Below are 21892 nucleotides of genomic sequence, written 5' to 3'. Positions count from 1 at the left end.
GCCCTATGCGGCCTTGTTTGCCTCAAGAAAATCCTGCGCAAACCGTTGCAATACGCCGCCCGCCTCGTAGATCGACACTTCTTCGGCGGTATCCAGCCGGCAGGTCACCGGCACCTGCAACTGCTCGCCATTACGCCGATGGATCGACAGCGTCAGCGTGGCACCCGGCGTGCGCTCGCCGACCACATCGAAGGTTTCGCTGCCGTCGATGCCCAGCGTCTTGCGATCACTGCCCGGCTTGAACTCCAGCGGCAACACGCCCATGCCGATCAGGTTAGTGCGGTGAATCCGCTCGAAGCCTTCGGCCACGATCACCTCCACACCGGCCAGACGCACGCCCTTGGCGGCCCAGTCGCGCGAGGAGCCCTGGCCGTAATCGGCACCGGCAATGATGATCAGCGGCTGCTTGCGCGTCATGTAGGTTTCGATCGCCTCCCACATGCGCAGCACCTGCCCTTCCGGTTCCAGCCGCGCCAGCGAGCCTGCCTTGACCTGCCCATCGACCACCGCCATTTCGTTGACCAGTTTGGGGTTGGCGAAGGTGGCGCGCTGCGCGGTGAGGTGGTCGCCGCGATGGGTGGCGTAGGAATTGAAGTCTTCCTCCGGCACGCCCATCTGCGCCAGGTATTCGCCGGCCGCGCTGCCGGCCAGAATCGCGTTCGACGGCGACAGATGATCGGTGGTGATGTTGTCGCCCAGCACCGCCAGCGGGCGCAGTCCGCGCAAACTGCGTGCACCGGCGAGCGCGCCTTCCCAATACGGCGGGCGACGGATGTAGGTGCTGGTCGGCCGCCAGTCGTACAACGGGCTGACGCTGCTGCCCTGCCCCACGCTGCGCTTGAACATCGGGTCATAGACGCTGCGGAAGTGTTCCGGCTTGACGCTGCGCGCCACCACCGCGTCGATCTCCGCATCGCTTGGCCACAGATCCTTGAGCGTCACCGCAACGCCATCGGCGTCGATGCCCAGCACATCCTTTTCGATATCGAAGCGCACCGTCCCGGCGATGGCATAAGCGATCACCAACGGTGGCGATGCCAGGAACGCCTGCTTGGCGTAGGGATGGATGCGCCCGTCGAAATTGCGGTTGCCCGACAACACCGCTGTCGCGTACAGATCGCGGTCGATGATCTCCTGCTGGATCGCCGGATCCAGTGCGCCACTCATGCCGTTGCAGGTGGTGCAGGCGAACGCCACGATGCCGAAGCCCAGTTGTTCCAGCTCGCCCAACAGGTCGGCCTCTTCCAGATACAACTGCACCGCCTTGGAGCCCGGCGCCAGCGAACTCTTGACCCACGGCTTGCGGGTCAGTCCACGCGCGTTCGCGTTGCGCGCCAGCAAGCCGGCGGCAATGACATTGCGCGGGTTGGAGGTATTGGTGCACGAGGTGATCGCGGCGATGATCACCGCGCCATCGGGCATCTGCCCCGGCACATCGTCCCAGACACCGGCAATGCCGCGCTCGGCCAGCGCGCTGGTGGCCACGCGCTTGTGCGGATTGGACGGCCCGGCCATGTTGCGCACCACGCTCGACAGGTCGAACTGCAGCACGCGCTCGTAGTGCGCGGTGACCAGGTCATCCGCCCACAGGCCGGTCTGGCGGGCGTAGGTGTCCACCAACGCAATCTGCGTCTCTTCGCGCCCGGTCAGACGCAGGTAGTCCAGCGTCTGCTGGTCGATATAGAACATCGCCGCGGTGGCACCGAACTCCGGCGTCATATTGGAAATGGTCGCGCGGTCGCCGATGGTCAGCGCGCTGGCGCCGGCTCCATAAAACTCGAGATAGGCACCGACCACACGTTGCTGGCGCAGGAATTCGGTCAAGGCCAGCACGATGTCGGTGGCGGTGATGCCGGGCGCCGGCCGGCCCAGCAATTCCACGCCGATGATGTCGGGCAGGCGCATCCACGAGGCACGGCCCAGCATCACGTTCTCCGCTTCCAGCCCACCCACACCAACCGCGATCACACCCAGCGCATCCACATGCGGGGTATGGCTGTCGGTACCCACGCAGGTATCGGGAAAGGCCACGCCGTCGAGCGTGTAGATCACCGGCGACATCTTCTCCAGATTGATCTGATGCATGATGCCGTTGCCCGGCGGAATCACTTCCATGTTCTCGAACGCGCGCTTGGTCCACTCGATGAAGTGGAAGCGGTCGGCGTTGCGGCGATCTTCCACACTGCGGTTCTTGGCGAAGGCCTGTTTGTCGAAGCCGGCGTATTCCACTGCCAGCGAGTGATCGACGATCAATTGCACCGGCACCACCGGGTTGACCTGCGCCGGATCGCCCCCCTGCTCGGCGATTGCATCGCGCAGTCCGGCCAGGTCGACCAGCGCGGTCTGCCCCAGGATGTCATGACAGACCACACGCGCCGGAAACCAGGGAAAATCCAGGTCGCGCCTGCGCTCGATCAACTGGCGCAGGTAGGCCTCCAGCATCTGTGGCTGGGCGCGCCGCACCAGATTCTCCGCGTGCACGCGCGCGGTATACGGCAACGTTGCGTAGGCGCCGGGTTGCAGCGCATCCACGGCGGCGCGCGCATCGAAGTAGTCCAACGAGGTGCCCGGCAAGGGCTTGCGGTACTGGCTGTTCATGGCTGGCGATATCACAAAGCGGGCGGGGTCTGCTGGTGCTGTTGCTGGTGCTGTTGCTGGTGCTGTTGCTGGTGCTGGTGCTGTTGCTGGTGCTGTTGCTGGTGCTGTTGCTGGTGCTGGTGCTGTTGCTGGTGCTGGTGCTGCTGGTGCTGGTGCTGGTGCTGGTGCTGGTGCTGGTGCTGTTGCTGTTGCTGTTGCTGGTGCTGGTGCTGGTGCTGGTGCTGGTGCTGGTGCTGCTGGTGCTGCTGGTGCTGCTGGTGCTGCTGGTGCTGCTGGTGCTGCTGGTGCTGTTGCTGCTGTGGCTGTGGCTGTTGTTACAGGCGCTCGTGCTGCTAGTCACCACCTGCTGCTCGCCACTCTCCCTTCTCCCGCAACGCGGGAGAAGGTGCCCGAAGGGCGGATGAGGGCCGCTCGCAGGCAGCAGCTTTTCAGGAGCGCTGATCCAGCGGCACGAACACCTGATCCTCTGGACCCGTGTAATTCGCAGAAGGCCGAATGATCTTGCCGTCCATGCGTTGCTCGATGACGTGCGCGCTCCAGCCAGCCGTACGCGCCAGCACGAACAGCGGCGTAAACATCGCCGTCGGCACGCCCATCATGTGGTAGCTGACCGCACTGAACCAGTCCAGGTTCGGGAACATCTTCTTGATGTCCCACATCACGCTCTCCAGGCGCTCGGCGATGTCGTACATCTTGCGGCTTCCCTGTGCCTCGGAAAGCTCGCGCGCCACCTCCTTGATCACTTTGTTGCGCGGGTCGGACACGGTATAGACCGGATGCCCGAAGCCGATCACCACTTCCTTGCGCTCCACACGCGCCTTGATGTCGGCCTCGGCCTCGTCCGGCGTGTCGTAGCGCTTTTGCACCTCGAAGGCCACTTCGTTGGCGCCGCCATGCTTGGGCCCGCGCAATGCGCCGATGCCACCGGCGATGGCGCTGTACATGTCGCTGCCGGTGCCGGCAATGACGCGGCTCGCAAACGTCGACGCGTTGAACTCGTGCTCGGCGTACAGGATCAGGCTGGTGTGCATCGCACGCACCCACGACTCCTTCGGCGCAAACCCGTGCAGCAGATGCAGGAAGTGCCCGCCGATCGAGTCGTCGTCGGTTTCCACCTCGATGCGCTTGCCGTTGTGGCTGTAGTGATACCAGTACAGCAGCATCGACCCCAGCGAGGCCATCAGCTTGTCGGCGATATCGCGTGCGCCAGGATGATTGTGGTCGTCCTTTTCCGGCTGCAGGCAGCCCAGCACCGACACGCCGGTGCGCATCACATCCATCGGATGCGACGACGGCGGCAGCTGCTCCAGTGCGGTTTTCACTGCCGCCGGCACGCCGCGCAGCGAACGCAGCTTGGCCTTGTAGCCGCGCAATTCGCCACTATTGGGCAACTTGCCATGCACCAGCAGATAGGCGATTTCCTCGAACTCGCTGGTGGTGGCCAGGTCCAGGATGTCGTAGCCGCGGTAATGCAGGTCGTTGCCGCTGCGCCCCACCGTGCACAGCGCGGTGTTGCCCGCAGCGGTGCCGGACAAGGCGACGGATTTCTTCGGCTTGAAGCCGGAATTGACGGTGTCGTTCATGCGATGCGCTCCCAAACGGTGTCGTGTTGCGGTGTCACGGATGAAATGGCCGAACCTGCACGCAGCAAGGCGCGATCATGCGCCTTTGCGTGCAAACAAGCCGTCCAGGCGCTGCTCGTAGTCGTGGTAGCCGATGCGCTCGTACAGCTCTTCACGCGTCTGCATGGTGTCCAGCACGGCCTGCTGATGCCCATCGCGCCGGATCGCGGTGTAGACCGCTTCGGCCGCCTTGTTGGCCGCACGGAACGCCGACAGCGGAAACAGCTGGATCGCCACGCCGGCCTGCGCGAGCTGGTCGCGTGTGAACAGCGGCGTCTTGCCGAATTCGGTGATGTTGGCCAGCACCGGCACGCGCACCGCATCGACAAACCGCGTGTAGGTCTCCAGGTCGTACGCGGCCTCGGCAAAGATGCCGTCTGCACCGGCCTCCACGCAGGCGATCGCACGCTCGATCGCCGCATCCACGCCTTCCATCTGGATCGCATCGGTGCGTGCGATCAAGAAGAACGCCGCATCGGTCTTGGCATCGGCCGCCGCCTTGACCCGGTCGACCATCTCGGCCTGGCTGACGATCTCCTTGCCCGGCCGATGCCCGCAGCGCTTGGCGCCGACCTGGTCTTCGATATGGCAGCCGGCCGCGCCCGCCTTGATCAGCGACTTGATGGTGCGCTCGATATTGAACGCGCTCGGCCCGAAGCCGGTATCCACGTCCACCAGCAGCGGCAGCGCGCAGACATCGGTGATGCGGCGCACGTCGATCAGCACGTCTTCCAGCGTATTGATGCCCAGGTCCGGCAACCCCAGCGAACCGGCCGCAACGCCACCGCCGGACAGGTAGATGGCCTGATAGCCGGCGCGCTGCGCCAGCAGCGCGTGGTTGGCGTTGATCGCGCCGATCACTTGCAGCGGCGATTCGGCGGCCAGCGCGGCGCGGAAGCGCGAGCCGGCGGAAGCAGTGGGCGAGGACGTCATGGTGGTTCCTGGGGTGGGATGCGGGATAGAGCGCAAATGGCATGCCAACGCCAAGCCATTGATTCGACTGGACCAGTCAGCGCCGAATGTTGCAATACTGCAACGTGCCAAGCACGATGCAACATCCCTGCAACGCGACGCCACCGATGCGCAGCCCCCGATTTATCGAGCCGACGGAGACCTCTGGCCCCGTCATCTGGACCGTCAGCGTCTCTCGCCTGACCGGCCTGCTGGCCGACGTCATCCCCGAGTTCGACCAGCGCGCGCGCATCGAGCAGGTCAACCTCGGCTTTGCCGAGGCCGTGGAGGTCATCGGCCAGCGCCTGCGCCGCGAGCGCTGCGACGTGCTGGTCGCCGGCGGCTCCAATGCCGCCTATCTGCGCAGCCGGCTCGCACTGCCACTGGCGCCGATCCAGGCCACCGGATTCGATCTGATGGAAGCGCTGGCGCGCGCACGCCGCATCGCACCGCGCATCGGCGTGGTCACCCATGCCACCGACGTGCCCTCATTCCGCGCGTTTCAGGACAGCTTCGACCTGGACATCGAACATCGTCGCTTCGTCACCGCCGAGGACGCGCGTGACTGCATCGCCGACCTGCGTGCCAGCGGCATCCAGGTCATCGTCGGCACCGGCATGGCGATCGATTTCGCCGAGCAGGCCGGCTTGCCCGGGGTGCTGCTGTACTCGGCAGATTCGGTCCGCCTGGCACTCGAACACGCCATCGCGCTGGGGAGCGCACCCGGCCACGATCGCTCCGCCAGCCGCACCGTCACGCGCCGGGTACGGCGCACCGACGCATTGCTGGGCGACGATGCTGCAATCACCCAGGTGCGCGAGCTGGTGCAGCTGTACGCCCCACATCCGGGCACCGTGCTGATCAGCGGCGAGACCGGCACCGGCAAGGAACTGGTCGCACGCCAGTTGCATGCCGGCAGCCGCCGGCGTGGCCGCTTCGTCGCCATCAACTGCGGCGCCATCAGCGAGTCGTTGCTGGAGGCGGAATTGTTCGGCTACAGCGACGGCGCCTTTACCGGCGCACGCCGCGGCGGCCATGTCGGCCTGATCGAAGCCGCGCAGGACGGCACGCTGTTTCTCGACGAAATCGGCGAACTGGCGATGCCGCTGCAGACACGCCTGCTGCGCGTGCTGGAAGAGCGCGAAGTGCTGCGGGTCGGCGCCACCCTGCCGGTCGCCGTGGACGTGCGCGTGGTCGCCGCCAGCCTGCAGCCGCTGCGGGCACTGGTCGAGCAAGGACGCTTCCGCCGCGACCTCTTCTATCGCCTGGCAGCGCTACGCATCGCCCTGCCGCCGCTGCGCAACCGCACCGACGAGATCGCCTTGTTGCTGGCGCATTACTTCCAGCACCTCGGCGGCATGACCTCCCCGCTGTCATCGACAGCACTGCAGCGGCTGCAACAGCACGTATGGCCGGGCAACGTGCGCGAATTACGCAATCTGGTCGAGCGCCTGTGCATTCATTGGAAGGCACAACCGCGCCACAGCCTTGACCTGGATCAACTGGAACGCTGGGCACCTGAGCTGTTCGAGATGCGCATTGGCGATGGCGATGGCGCAGCAGCACCCGGGCACACCGATCTTGCGAGCTCGCGCCTGCAACTCACCGCAGCGGCGGTCCGCGCAGCGCTCGATCGCGCAAACGGCAATCGCGCCCTCGCCGCACAGGCACTGGGCGTCTCGCGCACGACGTTGTGGCGCTGGATGCAGGCACACGCAGCGGCATCGCGGGATTGAGATGCAGGCCTCGCCTGGCCGGGCTGCACGCGCAGACCTGTTTCGCGAATCTTTACAGCGCCAGCCGCGCGCTCGCGGCGACAGGTCATGCGCCGCGTTCCACACGCCGGGGGTGCTGCCCCATTGGTGATGTGATCACACGCAGCGCCGCTATCCAGCACCCGCACATCGAACGAGTGCGCAGCGATCACTTGACCCGCGTGTACTCGGTATCGCCCGTACTCAGGTGCCCGGTCGCCTGGTCGATCGCATAGTTGACGGTGCCATCGGCGCCGGACACCTGCAGCACGCCCTTGTTCAAGATCGCCGGATGATTCTTGGTCCTGACGCCGCCGCCGAGCCGCTCCGGCGTGGTATCGCGAATGATGAAGCTCTCGCCGTTGTGCTCGATGCTGAGCACGTTCTTCTCCGACGTCGTGTTGACCCACCTGCCCACGTACTGCTCGCCCACATCGCGTGCACAGCCGGCCAGCAACGCCATCGCAACCAGAGCACTTCCAAGCAGCGCCTTCATCGCCACTCCTTCTTCAACGCGGGGGACTGCAGGATGGCGATTCGTTCCTGCGCCTGCAACAAGCAGGCACAACCGGATGAACAGGCCTGTCAGCGACTTGAACAAGTCGTTGGGATCAACGGGCTCTGCATCCCACTCGCGCGGATAGCGGCGACACCTGCGTTTTGACGGCATCGGCTGGTCCACATCACTTCAACCGAGCCAGACGCCCAAGGCGGTTGCAGGAGCGCCTTCAGGACAACAAAAAAGCCGGCACATGGCCGGCTCTTCTTCTCGCGTTGAAACCCTTGCTGCTGCTGGATTTCGATGGTGGGCGGTACAAGGTTCGAACTTGTGACCCTTGCCGTGTGAAGGCAATGCTCTACCGCTGAGCTAACCGCCCGGTGACGCGAGCCGCACATTATAGGGCAGCTGCGGCGATCGTCAACAGGTTCATCGGCGACAGCGGCAATGCGCTCGAAAACGTCCCATTCCGGTGGCTGGGCGTGGCGCCATGACTCCCTGGCGCGACGCTGTGGCAATCGATTCGGCGCCGTCAGATGCCCGATACGCCCGTCGATGCCCCGCGCCAGACAACGGCGATCACGCGCGCGGCCGCAGCGCCCCGCATCACATCGTGTGCGTCGGCTTGTCGGAGGTCGTCAATCCCGCCAGCAGCGTCTCGATCTTGTTGCGCACACTCTCGCCTTCCTGGCCGTCCGGGAACTGCACGCCGATGCCGGCGGCGCGGTTGCCCTGCGCACCGGCCGGGGTGGTCCAGATGACCTTGCCGGCGACCGGCAGGCGTTCGCTGGAGTCCGGCAGGGTCAGCAGCAGGAAGACCTCGTCGCCGAGCATGTAGCGCTTGGGCGTGGGCACGAAGATGCCGCCGCCCTTCACGAACGGCATGTAGGCGCTGTAGAGCGCCGGCTTGTCCTTCAACGCCAGCGACAAAATGCCCTGGCGTGCATTCATTGCACTCATCGAGTTCCCCTAGAACGTGCCGGACGCTCTCCCTCGCGCCAGGCCAGCAACAATTCCGTCACCGCCAGATCGGCGCGGACGGTGGTGCGCAGCAGGTCGCGGGTGCGATTGGCGGCGTCGAACCAGGTCGCCAGCTTGTGCAACCGCGATGGATCGGTCAAGCCGGCCGATGCCTGTGCCAGCGCAAGGTCCGCCGCGTGGCGCAGCCGTTGGTCGGCCTGGCCGTCGTTGGTCCAGCGCTGCGCAACCTCCACTGCGCCGGCGCGGCCGGCGGCGACCTGTTCCAGGTCCTGCGCCACCGCGCGCCGCACCGCCAGGCCATCCTCGCGCAGCCACTGCGCCGCAAGCCCTGGATGACCACGCGCGGCGTCCAGCGCTTCCTGCGCAGCCCGCTCGTCGACGCCCTGCGACAGCAGCCAGGCCAGCGCCTCGTGCGCGGGCGGCAGCTTGAATTCCAGGCGCTGGCAGCGGCTGCGGATGGTCGCCGGCAAGCGTGCCGGCTGCGCGCTGATCAGCCACAGGTAGCGCCCCGGCGAGGGTTCTTCCAGCGTCTTGAGCAGCGCGTTACAGGCAGCGCGATTGATCGCATCGGCCGGGTCGACGATCACGATCTGGGCGATGCCGTACTGCGGGGTCAACGAGAGCTTTTGCGAAATCTCGCGCACCTGCTCGATCACGATCTCGGTGCGCAGCTTGTCGCCGGTGCGGTTGGGAATGAACGAGATCAGCTGCAGATCCGGGTGGGTTCCGGCGGCGATCAGCTGCCGGCTGCGCTGCGCCAGCGCCGGGTCCGGCGCGCTGGCCAGCACGTGCTCGGCCAACGCCAGGGCCACCGCACGCTTGCCCAGGCCATCCGGCCCGCAGATCAGCAAGCCGTGGCCGAGCCGGCCGGCGTCCAGCGCCGCCAGCGTCTGGTCGTAGGCGCGCTGCTGCCAGGGTGAGAACGCAGTGGTCATGGCGTGGGCTCCGGTTGCGGCAGGCGGCGACGCTGCAGGTAACGCGCCACCGCCGCATTGTGTTCGGCCAGGGTGGCCGAGAACACGTGCGCGCCGGTGCCATCGCCGACCGCCACGAAGTACAAGGCATTCCCCGGTGCCGGACGCACTGCCGCCAGCAAGGCCTCGCGGCCGGGCATGGCGATCGGGGTCGGGGTCAGGCCGGCGCGGGTGTAGGTGTTGTACGGCGTATCGGTGGTCAGGTCGCGGCGGCGGATATTGCCGTCGTAGCTGCTGCCGATGCCGTAGATCACGGTGGGGTCGGTCTGCAGCTTCATGCCCAGCTGCAGGCGGCGCAGGAACACGCCGGCAATCAGCGGACGCTCCGAACCCAGCGCGGTTTCCTTTTCGATGATGGAGGCCAGGATCAACGCCTGCTCCGGCGAGCTGAGCGGCAGATCGGCAGCGCGCTGCGCCCAGGCCTGCGCCAGCGCTTTGTCCATGGCGAGGTGAGCGCGCTTGAGCACGTCCAGATCGCTGTCGCCGCGCTGGTAGAGATAGGTTTCCGGCAGAAAGCGCCCTTCCGGGTGCTGGCTGGCAAAACCCAGCCGCGCCATCACTGCCGCATCGTCCAGCGCAGCGATGGATTGCCGCAGCGGCGTGGCGGTGGCGATCGCGGCGCGCAGCTGGCGGAAGTTCCAGCCTTCCACGATCGTGAAGCGGTACTGGATCACCCGGCCCTGGCGCATGCGTTCGAGCAGCTCGCGCGGCGACAGCGCCGGGGCCAGCGCGTATTCGCCCACCTTGAGCTTGCCGGCCGCATCGACCTGGCGCGCGAGCAGCTGCCATTCCAGATCGGTGCCCTGTGCCACGCCGGCGGCGCGCAACTTGCGCAGCGTGGCCTTGAGTGAATCGCCAGGCGCGATCACCACGCTGGGCGCACTCGCGCTCACCGGCGTCTGGGCAAAGTGCAGGTAATGCCGCCACGCCACCACGGCCGCAATCGCCAGCAGCGCTGCAAGCAACAGCGCCGTGCCCAGCACGGCCAGACATCCACGTTTGCCAGTCACCGCCACACGCACCTCGTCATTGCCCCAGCGCCGCGCAGGATACCGCGCGCCGGTGATGTCCCGTTGAAGCGCTCATGCCTGGTCGAAGGCGCGCAGCACGCCGCGCGCCTTGGCGCGGGTTTCATCCAGTTCGCGCTGCGGGTCCGAATCCACCACGATCCCGGCGCCGGTGCGGAAATGCACCTGGTCCCCGGCCACCTCGGCGGTGCGGATCAGGATGTTCAGATCCATGTCGCCGTCGCGATTGAGCCAGCCGAAGGCGCCGGTATAGGCGCCACGCGCGGTACCTTCGAGCTCGGCGATGATCTGCATGCAGCGCACCTTCGGGCAACCGGTGATGGTGCCGCCCGGAAATACCGCAGCAACCACCTCGCCCGGGGTGACGTCGGGGCGCAGACGGCCACGCACGTTGCTGACGATATGGTGCACATGCGCGTAGCTTTCCACGCCCATCAGCTCGTCCACCTCCACCGTGCCCGGTGCGCAGATGCGCCCCAGGTCGTTGCGTTCCAGGTCGATCAGCATGACGTGCTCGGCGCGCTCCTTCGGATGGCCGACCAGCTCGCGGATGCGCGCGGCATCGTCGTCGCCGGCAAAGCGCGCGCGGGTACCGGCGATCGGGCGCGTCTGCACCACATCGCCCTGCACCGACACCAGCCGCTCCGGCGAGGAACTCACCACCGCGCGGCCTGCCGCGACGAACAGGCCGGCAAACGGGGCGGGATTGGCCGCGCGCAGGCGCGCATGCAACGCCGCCGGATCGACCGCAGCGGCGAACGCCGCATGCCAGGCGCGCGAGATATTGGCCTGGAACACGTCGCCGGCGCGCAGGTAATCGAGCACACGCTCCACGGCAGCGGTAAAGCGCTCCGGCGCATCTTCTTCGACAGCCGCCGGCCCGGCCCACGCTGGCAACGGCGGCAGCGCGGCGCAGGCGGCGATGTCATCGACGATGCGGGTCAGCAGATCTGCGCGGCCCGGCTCGGCCAGCGCGATGCAGTGGCCCTGCACCCGATCGCGCAGCACCGCGGCCGGTGCGCGCAGCGCCAGCGCGCTCGGCAAGCCATCGCTGCGCGTGGGTAGCTGCAGAATCGGTTCGACCTGCGCGGCCAGCTCGTAATCCAGCAATACCGCCCAGCCACCGCGAAACGGCCACGGGCCGGTCGCAGCGTGCGGCAGGCGCTCGGCCTGCCAGGCCGCATCCAGTGCCTGCAGAAAGCCGCCGTCCAGCACCCGTCCATCGCCGTCGCGCGTGCGCCCGTCGGCATCCAGCCGCAGGCTTGCGCCGTCTGCCAGCAACAACACATCCCAGCGGCCGTGGGCGGTGCCGGAAGCAGTGGATTCGAGCAGTGCCGGATAGCGCTGCGGCGCCAGCCGATGCAGCGCCAGCAGGTCGATGTCCGCGTGCAGGGGTCTGGTGAGCGTCATCGGCCTGGTGTGGCGTGGGGTGCTAAGACGCGCCACCCTGCGATGGAGGCAGGGCACGCATGATGAGAGGGATCAGGTCGCGCAGCGAGGTTCGGCAGCGCCACTGTCCGGGTGTGGTGGACGGAATCCCATGCGTCGTGTACCGCGAGACATCGCTCGCGGTACACACGCACAGTGATCTCAGATGCGCTTGAACACCAGCGTGCCGTTGGTGCCGCCGAAGCCGAAGCCGTTGGACATCACCGCGTCCACCTGCACTTCGCGCGCCACGTTCGGCACGTAATCCAGGTCGCAGCCTTCGCTGGGCTCTTCCAGGTTGATGGTCGGCGGAATGATGCCGGTGTGCAGCGCCATCACCGAGAAGATCGCTTCCACGCCGCCAGCCGCGCCGAGCAGATGGCCGGTCATCGACTTGGTCGAGCTGACCATGGTCTTGTAGGCGTGGTCGCCTAGCGCGCGCTTCATCGCCAGGGTTTCGGCCAGATCGCCCAACGGCGTGGAGGTGCCGTGCGCATTGAGGTAGCCGATCTGCTCGGGATTGAGCTTGGCATCGCGCATCGCCGCGGCCATGCTGCGCGCCGCGCCCTCGCCGTCTTCGCTGGGCGCCGTCATGTGGAAGGCATCGGAGCTGGCGCCGAAGCCGACCAGTTCTGCATAGATGCGCGCGCCACGCGCCTTGGCGTGTTCGTACTCTTCCAGCACCAGCACGCCGGCACCGTCGCCCAGCACGAAGCCGTCGCGCTGCTTGTCCCACGGACGCGAAGCGCCGGTCGGATCGTCGTTGCGGGTGGACATCGCCTTCATTGCGCAAAAGCCGCCCACCGAACTCGGCGAGGAGCCGCGCTCGGCGCCACCGGCCAGCATCACGTCGGCGTCGCCGTGCTGGATCATGCGCATCGCGGTGCCGATCGAATGGTTGGAGGTGGCACAGGCCGACACCGCAGAGAAGGTCGGGCCTTTCAGGCCCTTGATCAGGCTCACCTGGCCCGGCAGCATGTTGATGATGGTGCTGGGCACATAGAACGGCGAAATCTTGCGCGCGCCGCCCTCGTGGAATTTGATGGTCTGCTCTTCGATACCGAGCAGCCCGCCGATGCCGGAGCCGAGAATGGCGCCAACGCGTTCGGCATTGCTTTCGTCGATTTCCAGGCCGGAATCGTCCAGCGCCATGAACGAGGCGCCGACGCCGTAATGGATGAACGAATCCATCTTCTTGACGTCCTTGGCGGACACGAACAGCGTGGGATCGAAATTCTTGATCTCGCCGGCAATCTTGGTGGTGAACTGCGAGGCATCGATCTGCGTGATCGGGCCGATGCCTGAGCGCCCGTGGATGATTCCATCCCAGCTGGTGGCCAGATCATTGCCCAGCGGCGACACCATGCCCATGCCGGTAACGACAACACGACGACTCATTGCAGATCTCCTCACCACGGAACGGACGGTGCTTGCGGTTTGCGGATGACGCTTGAAAAACACAGGGCCGCATCAGCGGCCCCATGGAATGTCTGACGCAGCAACGGCTTGACGCACGCCGCCGCAGTCAGGAACAACGCATCAGCTCTTGACGTGAGCCTTGACGTAGTCGATCGCCTGCTGGACCGAGGTGATCTTCTCAGCCTCTTCGTCCGGGATCTCGCACTCGAACTCTTCTTCCAGCGCCATCACCAGCTCGACGGTGTCCAGCGAGTCGGCACCCAGGTCATCGACGAACGATGCGCTGGTGGTGACTTCCTCTTCCTTGACGCCGAGTTGTTCGACGACGATTTTCTTGACGCGTTCTTCGATGGTGCTCATTGGGGATATCGCTCCAGATGGAGTAGTGGTGGTACGAAAAAAACGCCATCGCCGCTGCGATGGCCGCGTTGGATAGTGTAGTGGAAGCGACCGAGCCTTGCATTGCATCACAAGTCCCCGCCAATCAGCCACTTAGCGCCTCCCGGCGCCGCACGCTCACGGCATGTACATGCCGCCGTTGACGTGCAGGGTCTCACCGGTGATGTAGCTGGCACTCGGGCCGGCCAGGAACGCCACCGCGTTGGCGATGTCGTCCGGCTGGCCCAGGTGGCCCAGCGCGATCTGCTGCAGCAAGGCAGCCTTGGCCTCGTCCGGCAGCGCCTTGGTCATGTCGGTATCGATGAAGCCGGGCGCCACCACATTCACGGTGACCCCGCGCGAGCCGATCTCCTTGGCCAGCGACTTGGAAAACGCAATGATGCCGGCCTTGGCCGCGGCGTAGTTGGTCTGGCCGGGATTGCCGGTCACGCCCACCACCGAGGCGATGTTGACGATACGGCCCTTGCGCGCCTTCATCATGCCGCGCATCACCGCCTTGGAGGTGCGGAACACGCTGGTCAGATTGGTGTCGATGATCGCCTGCCAGTCGTCGTCCTTCATCCGCATCAGCAGGTTGTCGCGGGTGATGCCGGCGTTGTTGACCAGGATCGAGATCGCGCCGAACTCCTTGCCGATCGCATCGATCAGGCCATCGACCGCCGCAGCGTCGGTGACATCGAGCTCACGGCCGTGGCCGCCTTCGGCAGCCAGGCGCTCGCCGATCGCCGCAGCGCCGGAGGCCGAGGTCGCGGTGCCGATCACGGTGGCGCCCTGGGCGGCCAGCGTCGCGGCGATGGCCGCGCCGATCCCGCGACTGGCACCGGTGACGAGGGCGATCTCGCCCTGCAGAGGCTTGCTCATGAATGCTGTTCCTCGAGTGGGAAGCGCGCGACCGCAGCCGCGAGCGGTGAGGGCTGCCGGCAGGACCGGCAGGTGCGTCGAATCAGTGGGTCCACGCCTCGAGCGCGCCGGCGTAATCGGCCGGCGTGGCCAGCGGACGGGCGTCCAGGCGCTTGTCGATACGCTTGATCAGCCCGCTCAGCACCTTGCCGGGGCCGCATTCGGCGATCCGGGTGATGCCCTGGGCGGCCAATGCCTGCACGCAGCCGGTCCATTGCACGGGCAGGTACAACTGCTCGGCCAGCGCCTGGCGAATCGCCTCGCTGCCGGTATGCACGCGTGCATCGACGTTCTGCACCACCGGAATCTGCGGGGCGTGCCAGCTCAGGCCGGCCATCGCTTCGGCGAGCTGGTTGGCGGCATCGCGCATCAACGGGGTGTGCGAGGGCACGCTCACCGCCAGCTTGACAGCCTTGCGCACGCCACGCTCGGCTAGCAAGGCCAGCGCGCGATCCACCGCCGCCGCATCGCCGCCGATCACGATCTGACCGGGCGAGTTGAAATTGGCCGGCACCACCACCTGGCTGCCTGCCGCCTCGGCACAGACCTCCTGCACCAGCGCATCCTCGGCGCCCAGTACCGCCGCCATTGCGCCGACACCGGCCGGCGCGGCGGCCTGCATGAACTGGCCGCGCAGCCGGACCAGGTGCGCGCCGTCGTGCAGCGACAGGGCGCCGGCAGCGACCAGCGCGGTGTATTCGCCCAGGCTGTGCCCGGCCAGGACCGCCGGGCGCTGCCCGCGCTGCGCATTCCACAGCCGCCAGACCGCCACACCCGCAGCCAGCAGGGCCGGTTGGGTGTATTCGGTGCGGTTGAGCATCTCTTCCGGGCCGCCCTGGGACAGGGCCCACAGGTCGACGCCGGCGCCATCGGAGGCTTCGGCAAATGTTTCGCGGATCTGCGGGTGCAGTTCGGACAGTTCGGCCAGCATCCCTAAGGACTGCGAGCCCTGGCCGGGAAACACGAAGGCGAGAGTGGATTCGGTCACGCGTTGCTGCCTACAAAAATCGAGCCGGGATGATACGTGCGAAATCGTCCCGGCGTCTGTACTGCCGCGTATGCAAGCCCCCGCCAGCGGGGCCGCCGACACGCCTACAGCAAGGCGTTGAGCAGATCCATGTCGCCATCGGCCAGCCAGTCCACGCACATCACCAGCACCAGCAAGACGCCGAGCGAGGTTGCCGCGTGGATGGCGAGGATGGCACGCGCCAGCGCTCCGGCAGAGCGGCCCAGGCGGCCGGTGAGCTGCGCAAACCGCTGCAATCGCCCGGTCACCACATGCGCATGCGCCGTCACCGCCGGGCCGGCCGCATCGAAGGCGCACGTCATCAACCGCTGCAGCACCGCGCGGCGGCCACGGTAGTACTTGGCCACCCCGTAGCCGAACACCAGCCAGTCGCGCGCCTGGGCCTGCGCCAGGTCCATCACTTCCAGCGGGTCTTCCTCGAAATCGATGAAGCCGACCGCCTGCCCGTCGAAGGTCATGTTGCGCGGAAGCGGTTGGCCGAAATAGGCGCCATCGCGATGGGCATCGGCAATGGCCGCCACCGCCAGCGCAATCAGCCGGTCGCGCTCGGGCGCATCGGCCTCGCGCAGGCAGCTGGCAAAGGAACGCCCGTTGTCGCTGAGCACCAGGGCCGCCTGTCCGCAACCGACCACGCGCGGCACATTGACCGCTTGCGCCTGCAGCTCGCCGAGCCGGCGTGCCTCCAGATCGCGCGCAGCAGCGCCGCCACGGTGCGGCGGTGGACGCAAGGCATCCAGGCCCCAGCGGCGGGCAACGAAGTTGAGTGCTCCAAGCGAGACCGCGCGGCTGTGGCGGCGGTACTGCTTCAGCCAGACGCGCTGTCCGGCGATGACGATGGGTTCTGCCATGACGGGCCCGTCCCTGATGCTGTCAGGCAGCGCCGGCGGACGCGGCGCTGCCTGCCGGACTCAGTAGCGCAGCAGCGCCGAGCCCCAGGTAAATCCGCCACCAAATGCTTCCAGCAGCAGCAATTGACCACGCTGCACGCGGCCGGAGCGCACCGCTTCGTCCAGCGCCAGCGGCACCGAGGCCGAGGAGGTATTGCCGTGGCGGTCCACGGTGACGACCACCTGCTCCATCGGCAGATCCAGCCGCTTGGCGGTGGCCTCGATGATGCGCAGGTTGGCCTGATGCGGGATCAGCCAGTCCAGGTCGTGCTTGTCGTAGCCATTGGCGGCCAGGGCTTCGTCGACCACCGAATCCAGGGCCTTGACTGCGTACTTGAACACGTCGTTGCCCTTCATCAGCAACGCGCCGCCGCCGTTCTTGCCCTCGCCGAAGCCCACCGATACGCCAACCGGATCCCACAGCAGTTCCTTCTTGCTGCCGTCGGCATGCAGATGGGTGCTGAGGATGCCGGTTTCTTCGTCGGCCTTGAGCACGACCGCGCCAGCGCCGTCGCCGAACAGCACGCAGGTGGTGCGATCGGTCCAGTCGACGATGCGGGTCAGGGTTTCTGCGCCCACCACCAGCACGGTCTTGGCATCGCCACTGCGCACGAACTTGTCGGCCACGCTGAGCGCATAGACAAAGCCCGAGCACGCCGCGTTGACGTCGAAGGCACCGCAGCCGACATTGCCCAGCCGCGCCTGCAGCAGGCAGGCAGTGGACGGGAAAATCAGGTCTGGGGTGGTGGTGCCGACAACGATCAAGTCGATCTCGTCGGCGGTCACGCCGGCCGCTTCCATCGCCTTCAGCGAGGCGAAATACGCCAGGTCGCTGGTGGTCTGGTCGTCGGCGACGATGTGACGCTCACGGATACCAGTGCGCGAGAAGATCCATTCATCGCTGGTGTCGACGATCTTGGACATGTCGTCGTTGGTCAACACCTTTTCGGGCAAATAGCTACCCGTGCCCGCGATTCTGGAATAGATCCGCTTGCTCATACTGTTCCCTGTTGCAAGAGCCGCGGTGGTCGGCGGCTCCGGAAGAAGCGAGGGTCACCCGGCCGCGTCGAACGCACCGGGTGCCACGAATCAATCTTCTTGGACGGCCGACGACTTGGTCGCAATCACCTTCTTGCCGCGGTAGTAACCGTCAGCGGTGATGTGGTGGCGCAGATGGATCTCGCCGCTGGTCGGATCGGTCGACAGCTGCTTGGCGGTCAGGGCATCGTGCGAACGACGCTGGCCACGACGCGACGGGGTAACTCGGGATTTCTGCACAGCCATGGGATTGCTCCAACTTAAGTTCGATAACTTGTCTGTCGAGTCGAACTGGACGCTTCACGCCCGCGCCGACCTGTCTTTCCGCCCTTCACAGCGGCGGTTACTGTTTTTTGAACGCTGCCAGCGCCGCGAACGGACTGGCCTTGTCTTGCTCTTCCTGGGTCGGAACCCACTCGGCCTCGACGGCCTCGCTGCCCGGCGCCATCGGCACCACCGGGATCGACAGGACCAGCTCGTCCTCGACCAGGTCTGCGGCCCGCAGCATGCCATCTTCCGGCACCAGCAAGGCTTCGTACTCGGCCGGCAACGCCGCTTCGTCGGCTTCGTCACGGATCAAACCAAGACGCTGCCTGATTTGCACCGGATACAGGAAACGCTGCAGGCTGCGCTGGCAGGCCAGCGGAAGCTCGACATCGACACTGAGCTCGACGTAGGCGACCTTCAACAGGCTGTCCTGATCGAACTGGAGCGAGTAGACACACTCGCCCTCGGTATCGACCAGGCTGCCTTGCAGGCGGGTCATCGCAGAGAGCGGGATGCGGCCATCGAAGCGCCTGCGCGCTGCGACCATCCGCCAAGCATCCAGCATTTCGGGTACGTTCGCGGACATAAGCCGCAGAATGTTAAAGATCCGCCGACGCCCTGTCAAATGCCCCTATTCACGCACCTGGCGCGGCGCCAAGGCTGGCAGACTCCCTTACCCGTCCGACGCAGCGCCCCATGATGCCACGCCTGATTCTTGCCTCCACCTCGGTCTATCGGCGCGAGCTGCTTGGCCGGCTGCGCCTGGACTTCACCACCGCCCGGCCGGAGGTCGACGAGCAGGCGCACCCCGGGGAGGCCCCGGACGTGCTGGCCAGCCGGCTGGCCGCGGAAAAGGCGGCGGCGGTGGCCGCGCAGGCGCCCGACGCCTGGGTGATCGGTTCGGACCAGGTCGCCGATCTGGACGGCCAGGCCCTGGGCAAACCGGGCACGCTGGAGCGGGCCCATGCGCAGCTGACGGCGATGTCCGGCCACGTGGTGCGCTTCCATACGGCAGTGAGCCTGGTCGGCCCTGGCCGCACCACGCACGCGCTGGACCTGACCGAGGTGCAGCTGCGCCCGCTGACGCGCGCCGAAATCGATCGCTACCTGGCCGCCGAGCCCGCACTGGATTGCGCCGGCAGCTTCAAGTGCGAGGGCTTCGGCATCAGCCTATTCGACGCCATTCGCTCGCAGGACCCCACCGCCCTGGTCGGCCTGCCGCTGATCGCGCTGGCACGATTACTGCGGCAGGCGGGGTTTCAACTGCCCTGAGCTGTCATCGGGTTCATCGATCGAGCCTGCAGAACTGGTAGGGATACTCCCCCTGCCCGATTCGAGAGGAAAGCCTGCGGCAGCTGGCCGGATCCAGCGTCACCCCATAGGCAAGCAGCTGTTGTTGCGCCTGCTCCAGCAGACGGCGATCGGCAGCGACCAGTTCCATCGCCTTGTGTTCGGGAACGCGCAACTGACACAGTCCGGGCCGGGATGCATCGAGTTCGGCACGTAAGCCATGCGCCATCAGCCAGCGCAATTGGGGGCATTCCGGTCGAGTGCTCCATCCCAGACGCCGCGCCCACCGATTCATCCGCTCTACGCGCGGACTCTGCTTGTCCTGCGTCGCATCCCATAACGCATAAAGCTGCGGCCGCTCGGCCACCAGCGCGCGCACGCGGGCGCGATAGGCATCCGATTCGGCAAGGTTGCTGGCTACACCGACATAACGCGCCGCTGGCGCAAGCAACGCAATCCGCCATGCCTGCGGCTGGTTTCCGACCAGCAACACGGTACTGGACGCTGGCGCATCGATCGGTGGTGGCTGCACCTGGATGCTGTGCCGTGCCCAGGATTCATGGCCCCAGTCGTTCCAGCCTCCGAGCGCGATCACCGCACTGAAGAGCACCAGGCAGGCCGCCACCGTGCGGGCTCGGGCGGCGGCGAACAGCCGCTGGCAGCAGAGCCAGAGCGCCAACGGCGCCAGCAGTTCCAGCGCCGCAAGGTAGCGGTGAATCGAAAACATGCCCTGCCAGAGCAGATAACCCACGCCGACAAACACCAGCAGCGTCGTGGCCTGTGCATTCCAGCCAGGAACGGGCAAAGACCTGCGCCATAGCGCACGCCCCACGATTCCCAGCACGGCCAGATAAAGCAGCGCCCAGATGCATTGAAACAGCGCAATTTCACTGACCCGCCAGGGGTTGAAGGTCAGTACCAGCGGCCACGCCAACCATTCGCCCACACCACGCGGCAGCCAACGGGTATCACCGAGCGAGACAGGTTGCGCGAGCGGCGCGCGAAACACGCCATTGAACTGCGGAAACAAGGGATTGCCGAACTGCTCCCAGACCCGCAGATACCAGGGTGCGGCGATCAGGGCAAAGACCAGCAACGCCGCCAGCGCCATGCTCACCACACCAAGCGCCCGTGCGCGCGGGCGCCCACCGGCGCAGAGCGCCGCACAGGCCAACGCCACTGCATAGGGCGCATTGGTCAACTTGCACGCCACGGCGAGACCAAGCAAAAGCCCGGCGAGCAGCCAATGACGGGCGGCCAGCGCGCTACCGGCCTGTTGTCGGCGCTGCGCGCGCATCACCAGTGCCAGCGCCGCCAGCAACGGGAGCGCGGTACTCGCATCGCCCATGGTGTTGGCAAATTCGGAAAGGAATGCCGCGCTGCACAGGCCAGCCAGCGCCAACAGCGGGGCCAGGCGGGCGCGCTGGGAGTCTGCGTCCAGCACATACCAGGCAATTGCCGCCACCGGCACGAACACCATTGCATGCAGCACGCCCATCAACGCGCCGGCCAACGGCCCGGGCCAGCGTGTCAGCAGCCCGTACTGGACGATATCCAGCGCCGGATTGAAGTAGCTCTGCAACTGCGCCGGGGCCAGATCCTGGGTCAGACGGCCGTGCCACCACGCATAGCCGTTATAGACGTGGTAATTGCGCAGGTCCCAGTTCGCATCCTGTCCGAGACACAGCGCCACCAGGCCACCCAACAGCGCAACGACGGTCACCGCCGCGACCACGTTGGCTGGACGCCGAAACGCGAAGCGGTGATCGGCCCAGTGCAACAAGCGGGAGATCCCGCGCCCCGGTCCGGAGGCCGCAGCACCGGCGTAGACGCGCGCGAGCAGGGCACTCATCGACGCCCCTCCGGCCCCAGCAAGGGCTCGGCAAGATAGGCCAGATGCTTGGCCTCGATGCGTCCACGGGTGACGGTATCCAGGATCAACCCGCAGGCCAGCAGCAAGAACCCCAGCAGCATCAGCGCCACGCACAGGATGGCGGTGGGAAAGCGCGGAACCAGGCCAGTCTGGGCGTAGGTTTCAAATAACGGGATCGCCAACCCCACCGAAGCCAGGGCACAGGCAATAAAGCCCACCGAGAAGAACAACAACGGCCGCTCGGCCTTGAACAGCTTGGCGATGGTGGTGAGGATGCGCCAGCCGTCGCGCCAGGTGTTCAACTTGCTTTGCGAGCCTTCCGGGCGCACGCCGTAGGCGGTTTCGACCTCGGCCACCGGCATGCGCAGCTGCAATGCGTGCACGGCCAGTTCGGTTTCGGTTTCGAATCCGTGCGCATGCGCAGCGAAGGATTTGACGTAGCGCCGGGAGAACACGCGATAGCCGGACAGCATGTCGTCAAAGCTGCGACCGAACAGCAGCCCCGCGCAACGCGTCAGCAACACGTTGCCGATGCGATGACCGGGCCGATACGCGGCCTGCTGCTGATCGCGCCGCGCCCCGACCACCATGTCCAGGCGCTCGTCGATCAGCTTGCGCACCAGCACCGGTGCCGCAGCCGCATCGTACGTCGCATCACCATCGACCAGCACGTAGATGTCGGCCTCCACATCGGCGAATCCACGCCGCACCACATTGCCCTTGCCCTGCAATGCCACGCGATTGACCTGCGCGCCCGCCGCCGCCGCGACTGTCGCGGTGGCATCGCTGGAATTGTTGTCCAGCACATGGATCGCCGCGCCCGGCAAGGCAGCAGCAAACGCGCCGACCACCGAGGCGACCGTGGCCGCCTCGTTATGGCAGGGCACCAGCACGGCGATTCGGATCCCGGGCACAGGCACGGGAGGGACAACAGTCATGGCATCGGTCATTGCGTGA

At 66.4% G+C, this 21892-nt stretch carries 21 protein-coding genes and 1 tRNA gene; 3 read left to right on the top strand and 19 right to left on the bottom strand.

The features are described from left to right. Positions 1 to 3: 3 nt before the first annotated feature. Positions 4 to 2598, bottom strand: a complete 2595-nt coding sequence (acnD, locus tag CPBF1521_RS05760) for a Fe/S-dependent 2-methylisocitrate dehydratase AcnD (protein ID WP_115676299.1) — start codon at positions 2596 to 2598, stop codon at positions 4 to 6. 35 nt (positions 2599 to 2633) lie between these two features. Here acnD and CPBF1521_RS21455 point away from each other — a divergent pair, with 35 nt between their 5' ends. Continuing rightward, entirely contained in the window at positions 2634 to 3002 is a 369-nt protein-coding gene (locus tag CPBF1521_RS21455) for a hypothetical protein (RefSeq protein WP_181901101.1), read from the top strand. Positions 3003 to 3026: 24 nt separating this feature from the next. On the opposite strand, the gene prpC is transcribed toward CPBF1521_RS21455, so the two are convergent. Together prpC and prpB are read right to left on the bottom strand one after the other, a co-directional pair. Then, the gene (prpC, locus tag CPBF1521_RS05745; RefSeq protein ID WP_115676298.1) at positions 3027 to 4181 is read right to left on the bottom strand and encodes a bifunctional 2-methylcitrate synthase/citrate synthase; all 1155 of its coding nucleotides are present in this window, start codon (positions 4179 to 4181) and stop codon (positions 3027 to 3029) included. A 75-nt stretch (positions 4182 to 4256) separates the two neighbouring features. Continuing rightward, on the bottom strand, positions 4257 to 5153 hold the full coding sequence (gene prpB / locus CPBF1521_RS05740) for a methylisocitrate lyase (protein ID WP_115676297.1): 897 nt from the start codon (positions 5151 to 5153) through the stop codon (positions 4257 to 4259). A 146-nt stretch (positions 5154 to 5299) separates the two neighbouring features. Here prpB and prpR point away from each other — a divergent pair, with 146 nt between their 5' ends. Further along, positions 5300 to 6907 carry a propionate catabolism operon regulatory protein PrpR gene (gene prpR, locus CPBF1521_RS05735; protein WP_115676296.1) on the top strand — a complete coding sequence of 536 codons (1608 nt, stop codon included), beginning with the start codon at positions 5300 to 5302 and terminating at the stop codon, positions 6905 to 6907. Between the two features lie 187 nt (positions 6908 to 7094). On the opposite strand, the gene CPBF1521_RS05730 is transcribed toward prpR, so the two are convergent. From CPBF1521_RS05730 to CPBF1521_RS05665, 14 genes are all read right to left on the bottom strand, one after another. Beyond that, the gene (locus tag CPBF1521_RS05730) at positions 7095 to 7421 is read right to left on the bottom strand and encodes a hypothetical protein (RefSeq protein WP_115676295.1); all 327 of its coding nucleotides are present in this window, start codon (positions 7419 to 7421) and stop codon (positions 7095 to 7097) included. A 307-nt stretch (positions 7422 to 7728) separates the two neighbouring features. After that, positions 7729 to 7803, bottom strand: a tRNA-Val gene (locus tag CPBF1521_RS05725). A gap of 227 nt (positions 7804 to 8030) precedes the next feature. Continuing rightward, entirely contained in the window at positions 8031 to 8384 is a 354-nt protein-coding gene (locus tag CPBF1521_RS05720) for a PilZ domain-containing protein (protein ID WP_026064467.1), read from the bottom strand. After that, complete coding sequence (locus CPBF1521_RS05715) at positions 8381 to 9340, bottom strand: DNA polymerase III subunit delta' (RefSeq protein WP_115676294.1); 960 nt, start codon at positions 9338 to 9340, stop codon at positions 8381 to 8383. Before CPBF1521_RS05715 ends, CPBF1521_RS05720 begins: the two co-directional genes overlap by 4 nt. Then, the gene (mltG, locus tag CPBF1521_RS05710; RefSeq protein WP_115676293.1) at positions 9337 to 10401 is read right to left on the bottom strand and encodes an endolytic transglycosylase MltG; all 1065 of its coding nucleotides are present in this window, start codon (positions 10399 to 10401) and stop codon (positions 9337 to 9339) included. Before mltG ends, CPBF1521_RS05715 begins: the two co-directional genes overlap by 4 nt. Before the next feature lie 60 nt (positions 10402 to 10461). Further along, entirely contained in the window at positions 10462 to 11817 is a 1356-nt protein-coding gene (locus CPBF1521_RS05705; protein ID WP_115676292.1) for an aminodeoxychorismate synthase component I, read from the bottom strand. Between the two features lie 180 nt (positions 11818 to 11997). Next, on the bottom strand, positions 11998 to 13233 hold the full coding sequence (gene fabF / locus CPBF1521_RS05700) for a beta-ketoacyl-ACP synthase II (RefSeq protein WP_104582330.1): 1236 nt from the start codon (positions 13231 to 13233) through the stop codon (positions 11998 to 12000). Between the two features lie 141 nt (positions 13234 to 13374). Next, complete coding sequence (gene acpP, locus CPBF1521_RS05695) at positions 13375 to 13614, bottom strand: acyl carrier protein (RefSeq protein WP_002814322.1); 240 nt, start codon at positions 13612 to 13614, stop codon at positions 13375 to 13377. A 156-nt stretch (positions 13615 to 13770) separates the two neighbouring features. Beyond that, complete coding sequence (fabG, locus tag CPBF1521_RS05690; RefSeq protein ID WP_115676291.1) at positions 13771 to 14514, bottom strand: 3-oxoacyl-ACP reductase FabG; 744 nt, start codon at positions 14512 to 14514, stop codon at positions 13771 to 13773. An 82-nt stretch (positions 14515 to 14596) separates the two neighbouring features. After that, positions 14597 to 15541 (bottom strand): ACP S-malonyltransferase, encoded by a 945-nt coding sequence (gene fabD / locus CPBF1521_RS05685; RefSeq protein ID WP_047130407.1) that lies wholly within the window; start codon positions 15539 to 15541, stop codon positions 14597 to 14599. 104 nt (positions 15542 to 15645) lie between these two features. Continuing rightward, entirely contained in the window at positions 15646 to 16428 is a 783-nt protein-coding gene (locus CPBF1521_RS05680; protein WP_104582329.1) for a BUD32 family EKC/KEOPS complex subunit, read from the bottom strand. Between the two features lie 60 nt (positions 16429 to 16488). Beyond that, positions 16489 to 17466, bottom strand: a complete 978-nt coding sequence (locus CPBF1521_RS05675; RefSeq protein ID WP_047130405.1) for a beta-ketoacyl-ACP synthase III — start codon at positions 17464 to 17466, stop codon at positions 16489 to 16491. Positions 17467 to 17556: 90 nt separating this feature from the next. Further along, positions 17557 to 17751, bottom strand: a complete 195-nt coding sequence (gene rpmF, locus CPBF1521_RS05670; protein ID WP_003483870.1) for a 50S ribosomal protein L32 — start codon at positions 17749 to 17751, stop codon at positions 17557 to 17559. Positions 17752 to 17848: 97 nt separating this feature from the next. Next, positions 17849 to 18358, bottom strand: a complete 510-nt coding sequence (locus CPBF1521_RS05665) for a YceD family protein (protein ID WP_047130404.1) — start codon at positions 18356 to 18358, stop codon at positions 17849 to 17851. Positions 18359 to 18468: 110 nt separating this feature from the next. Here CPBF1521_RS05665 and CPBF1521_RS05660 point away from each other — a divergent pair, with 110 nt between their 5' ends. Continuing rightward, the gene (locus CPBF1521_RS05660; protein ID WP_104582328.1) at positions 18469 to 19044 is read left to right on the top strand and encodes a Maf family protein; all 576 of its coding nucleotides are present in this window, start codon (positions 18469 to 18471) and stop codon (positions 19042 to 19044) included. 13 nt (positions 19045 to 19057) lie between these two features. Here the strand turns inward: CPBF1521_RS05660 and CPBF1521_RS05655 are convergent, their stop codons facing one another. Both CPBF1521_RS05655 and CPBF1521_RS05650 read right to left on the bottom strand, forming a co-directional pair. Continuing rightward, the gene (locus CPBF1521_RS05655) at positions 19058 to 20914 is read right to left on the bottom strand and encodes a glycosyltransferase 87 family protein (protein ID WP_181901139.1); all 1857 of its coding nucleotides are present in this window, start codon (positions 20912 to 20914) and stop codon (positions 19058 to 19060) included. Then, on the bottom strand, positions 20911 to 21885 hold the full coding sequence (locus CPBF1521_RS05650; RefSeq protein WP_104582327.1) for a glycosyltransferase family 2 protein: 975 nt from the start codon (positions 21883 to 21885) through the stop codon (positions 20911 to 20913). Before CPBF1521_RS05650 ends, CPBF1521_RS05655 begins: the two co-directional genes overlap by 4 nt. Positions 21886 to 21892 lie beyond the last annotated feature (7 nt).

Origin of the sequence: Xanthomonas euroxanthea (assembly GCF_900476395.1) — a bacterium.
Classification (GTDB): Bacteria; Pseudomonadota; Gammaproteobacteria; order Xanthomonadales; family Xanthomonadaceae; genus Xanthomonas; species Xanthomonas euroxanthea.
This window is presented reverse-complemented; position numbering and strand designations above follow the sequence as displayed.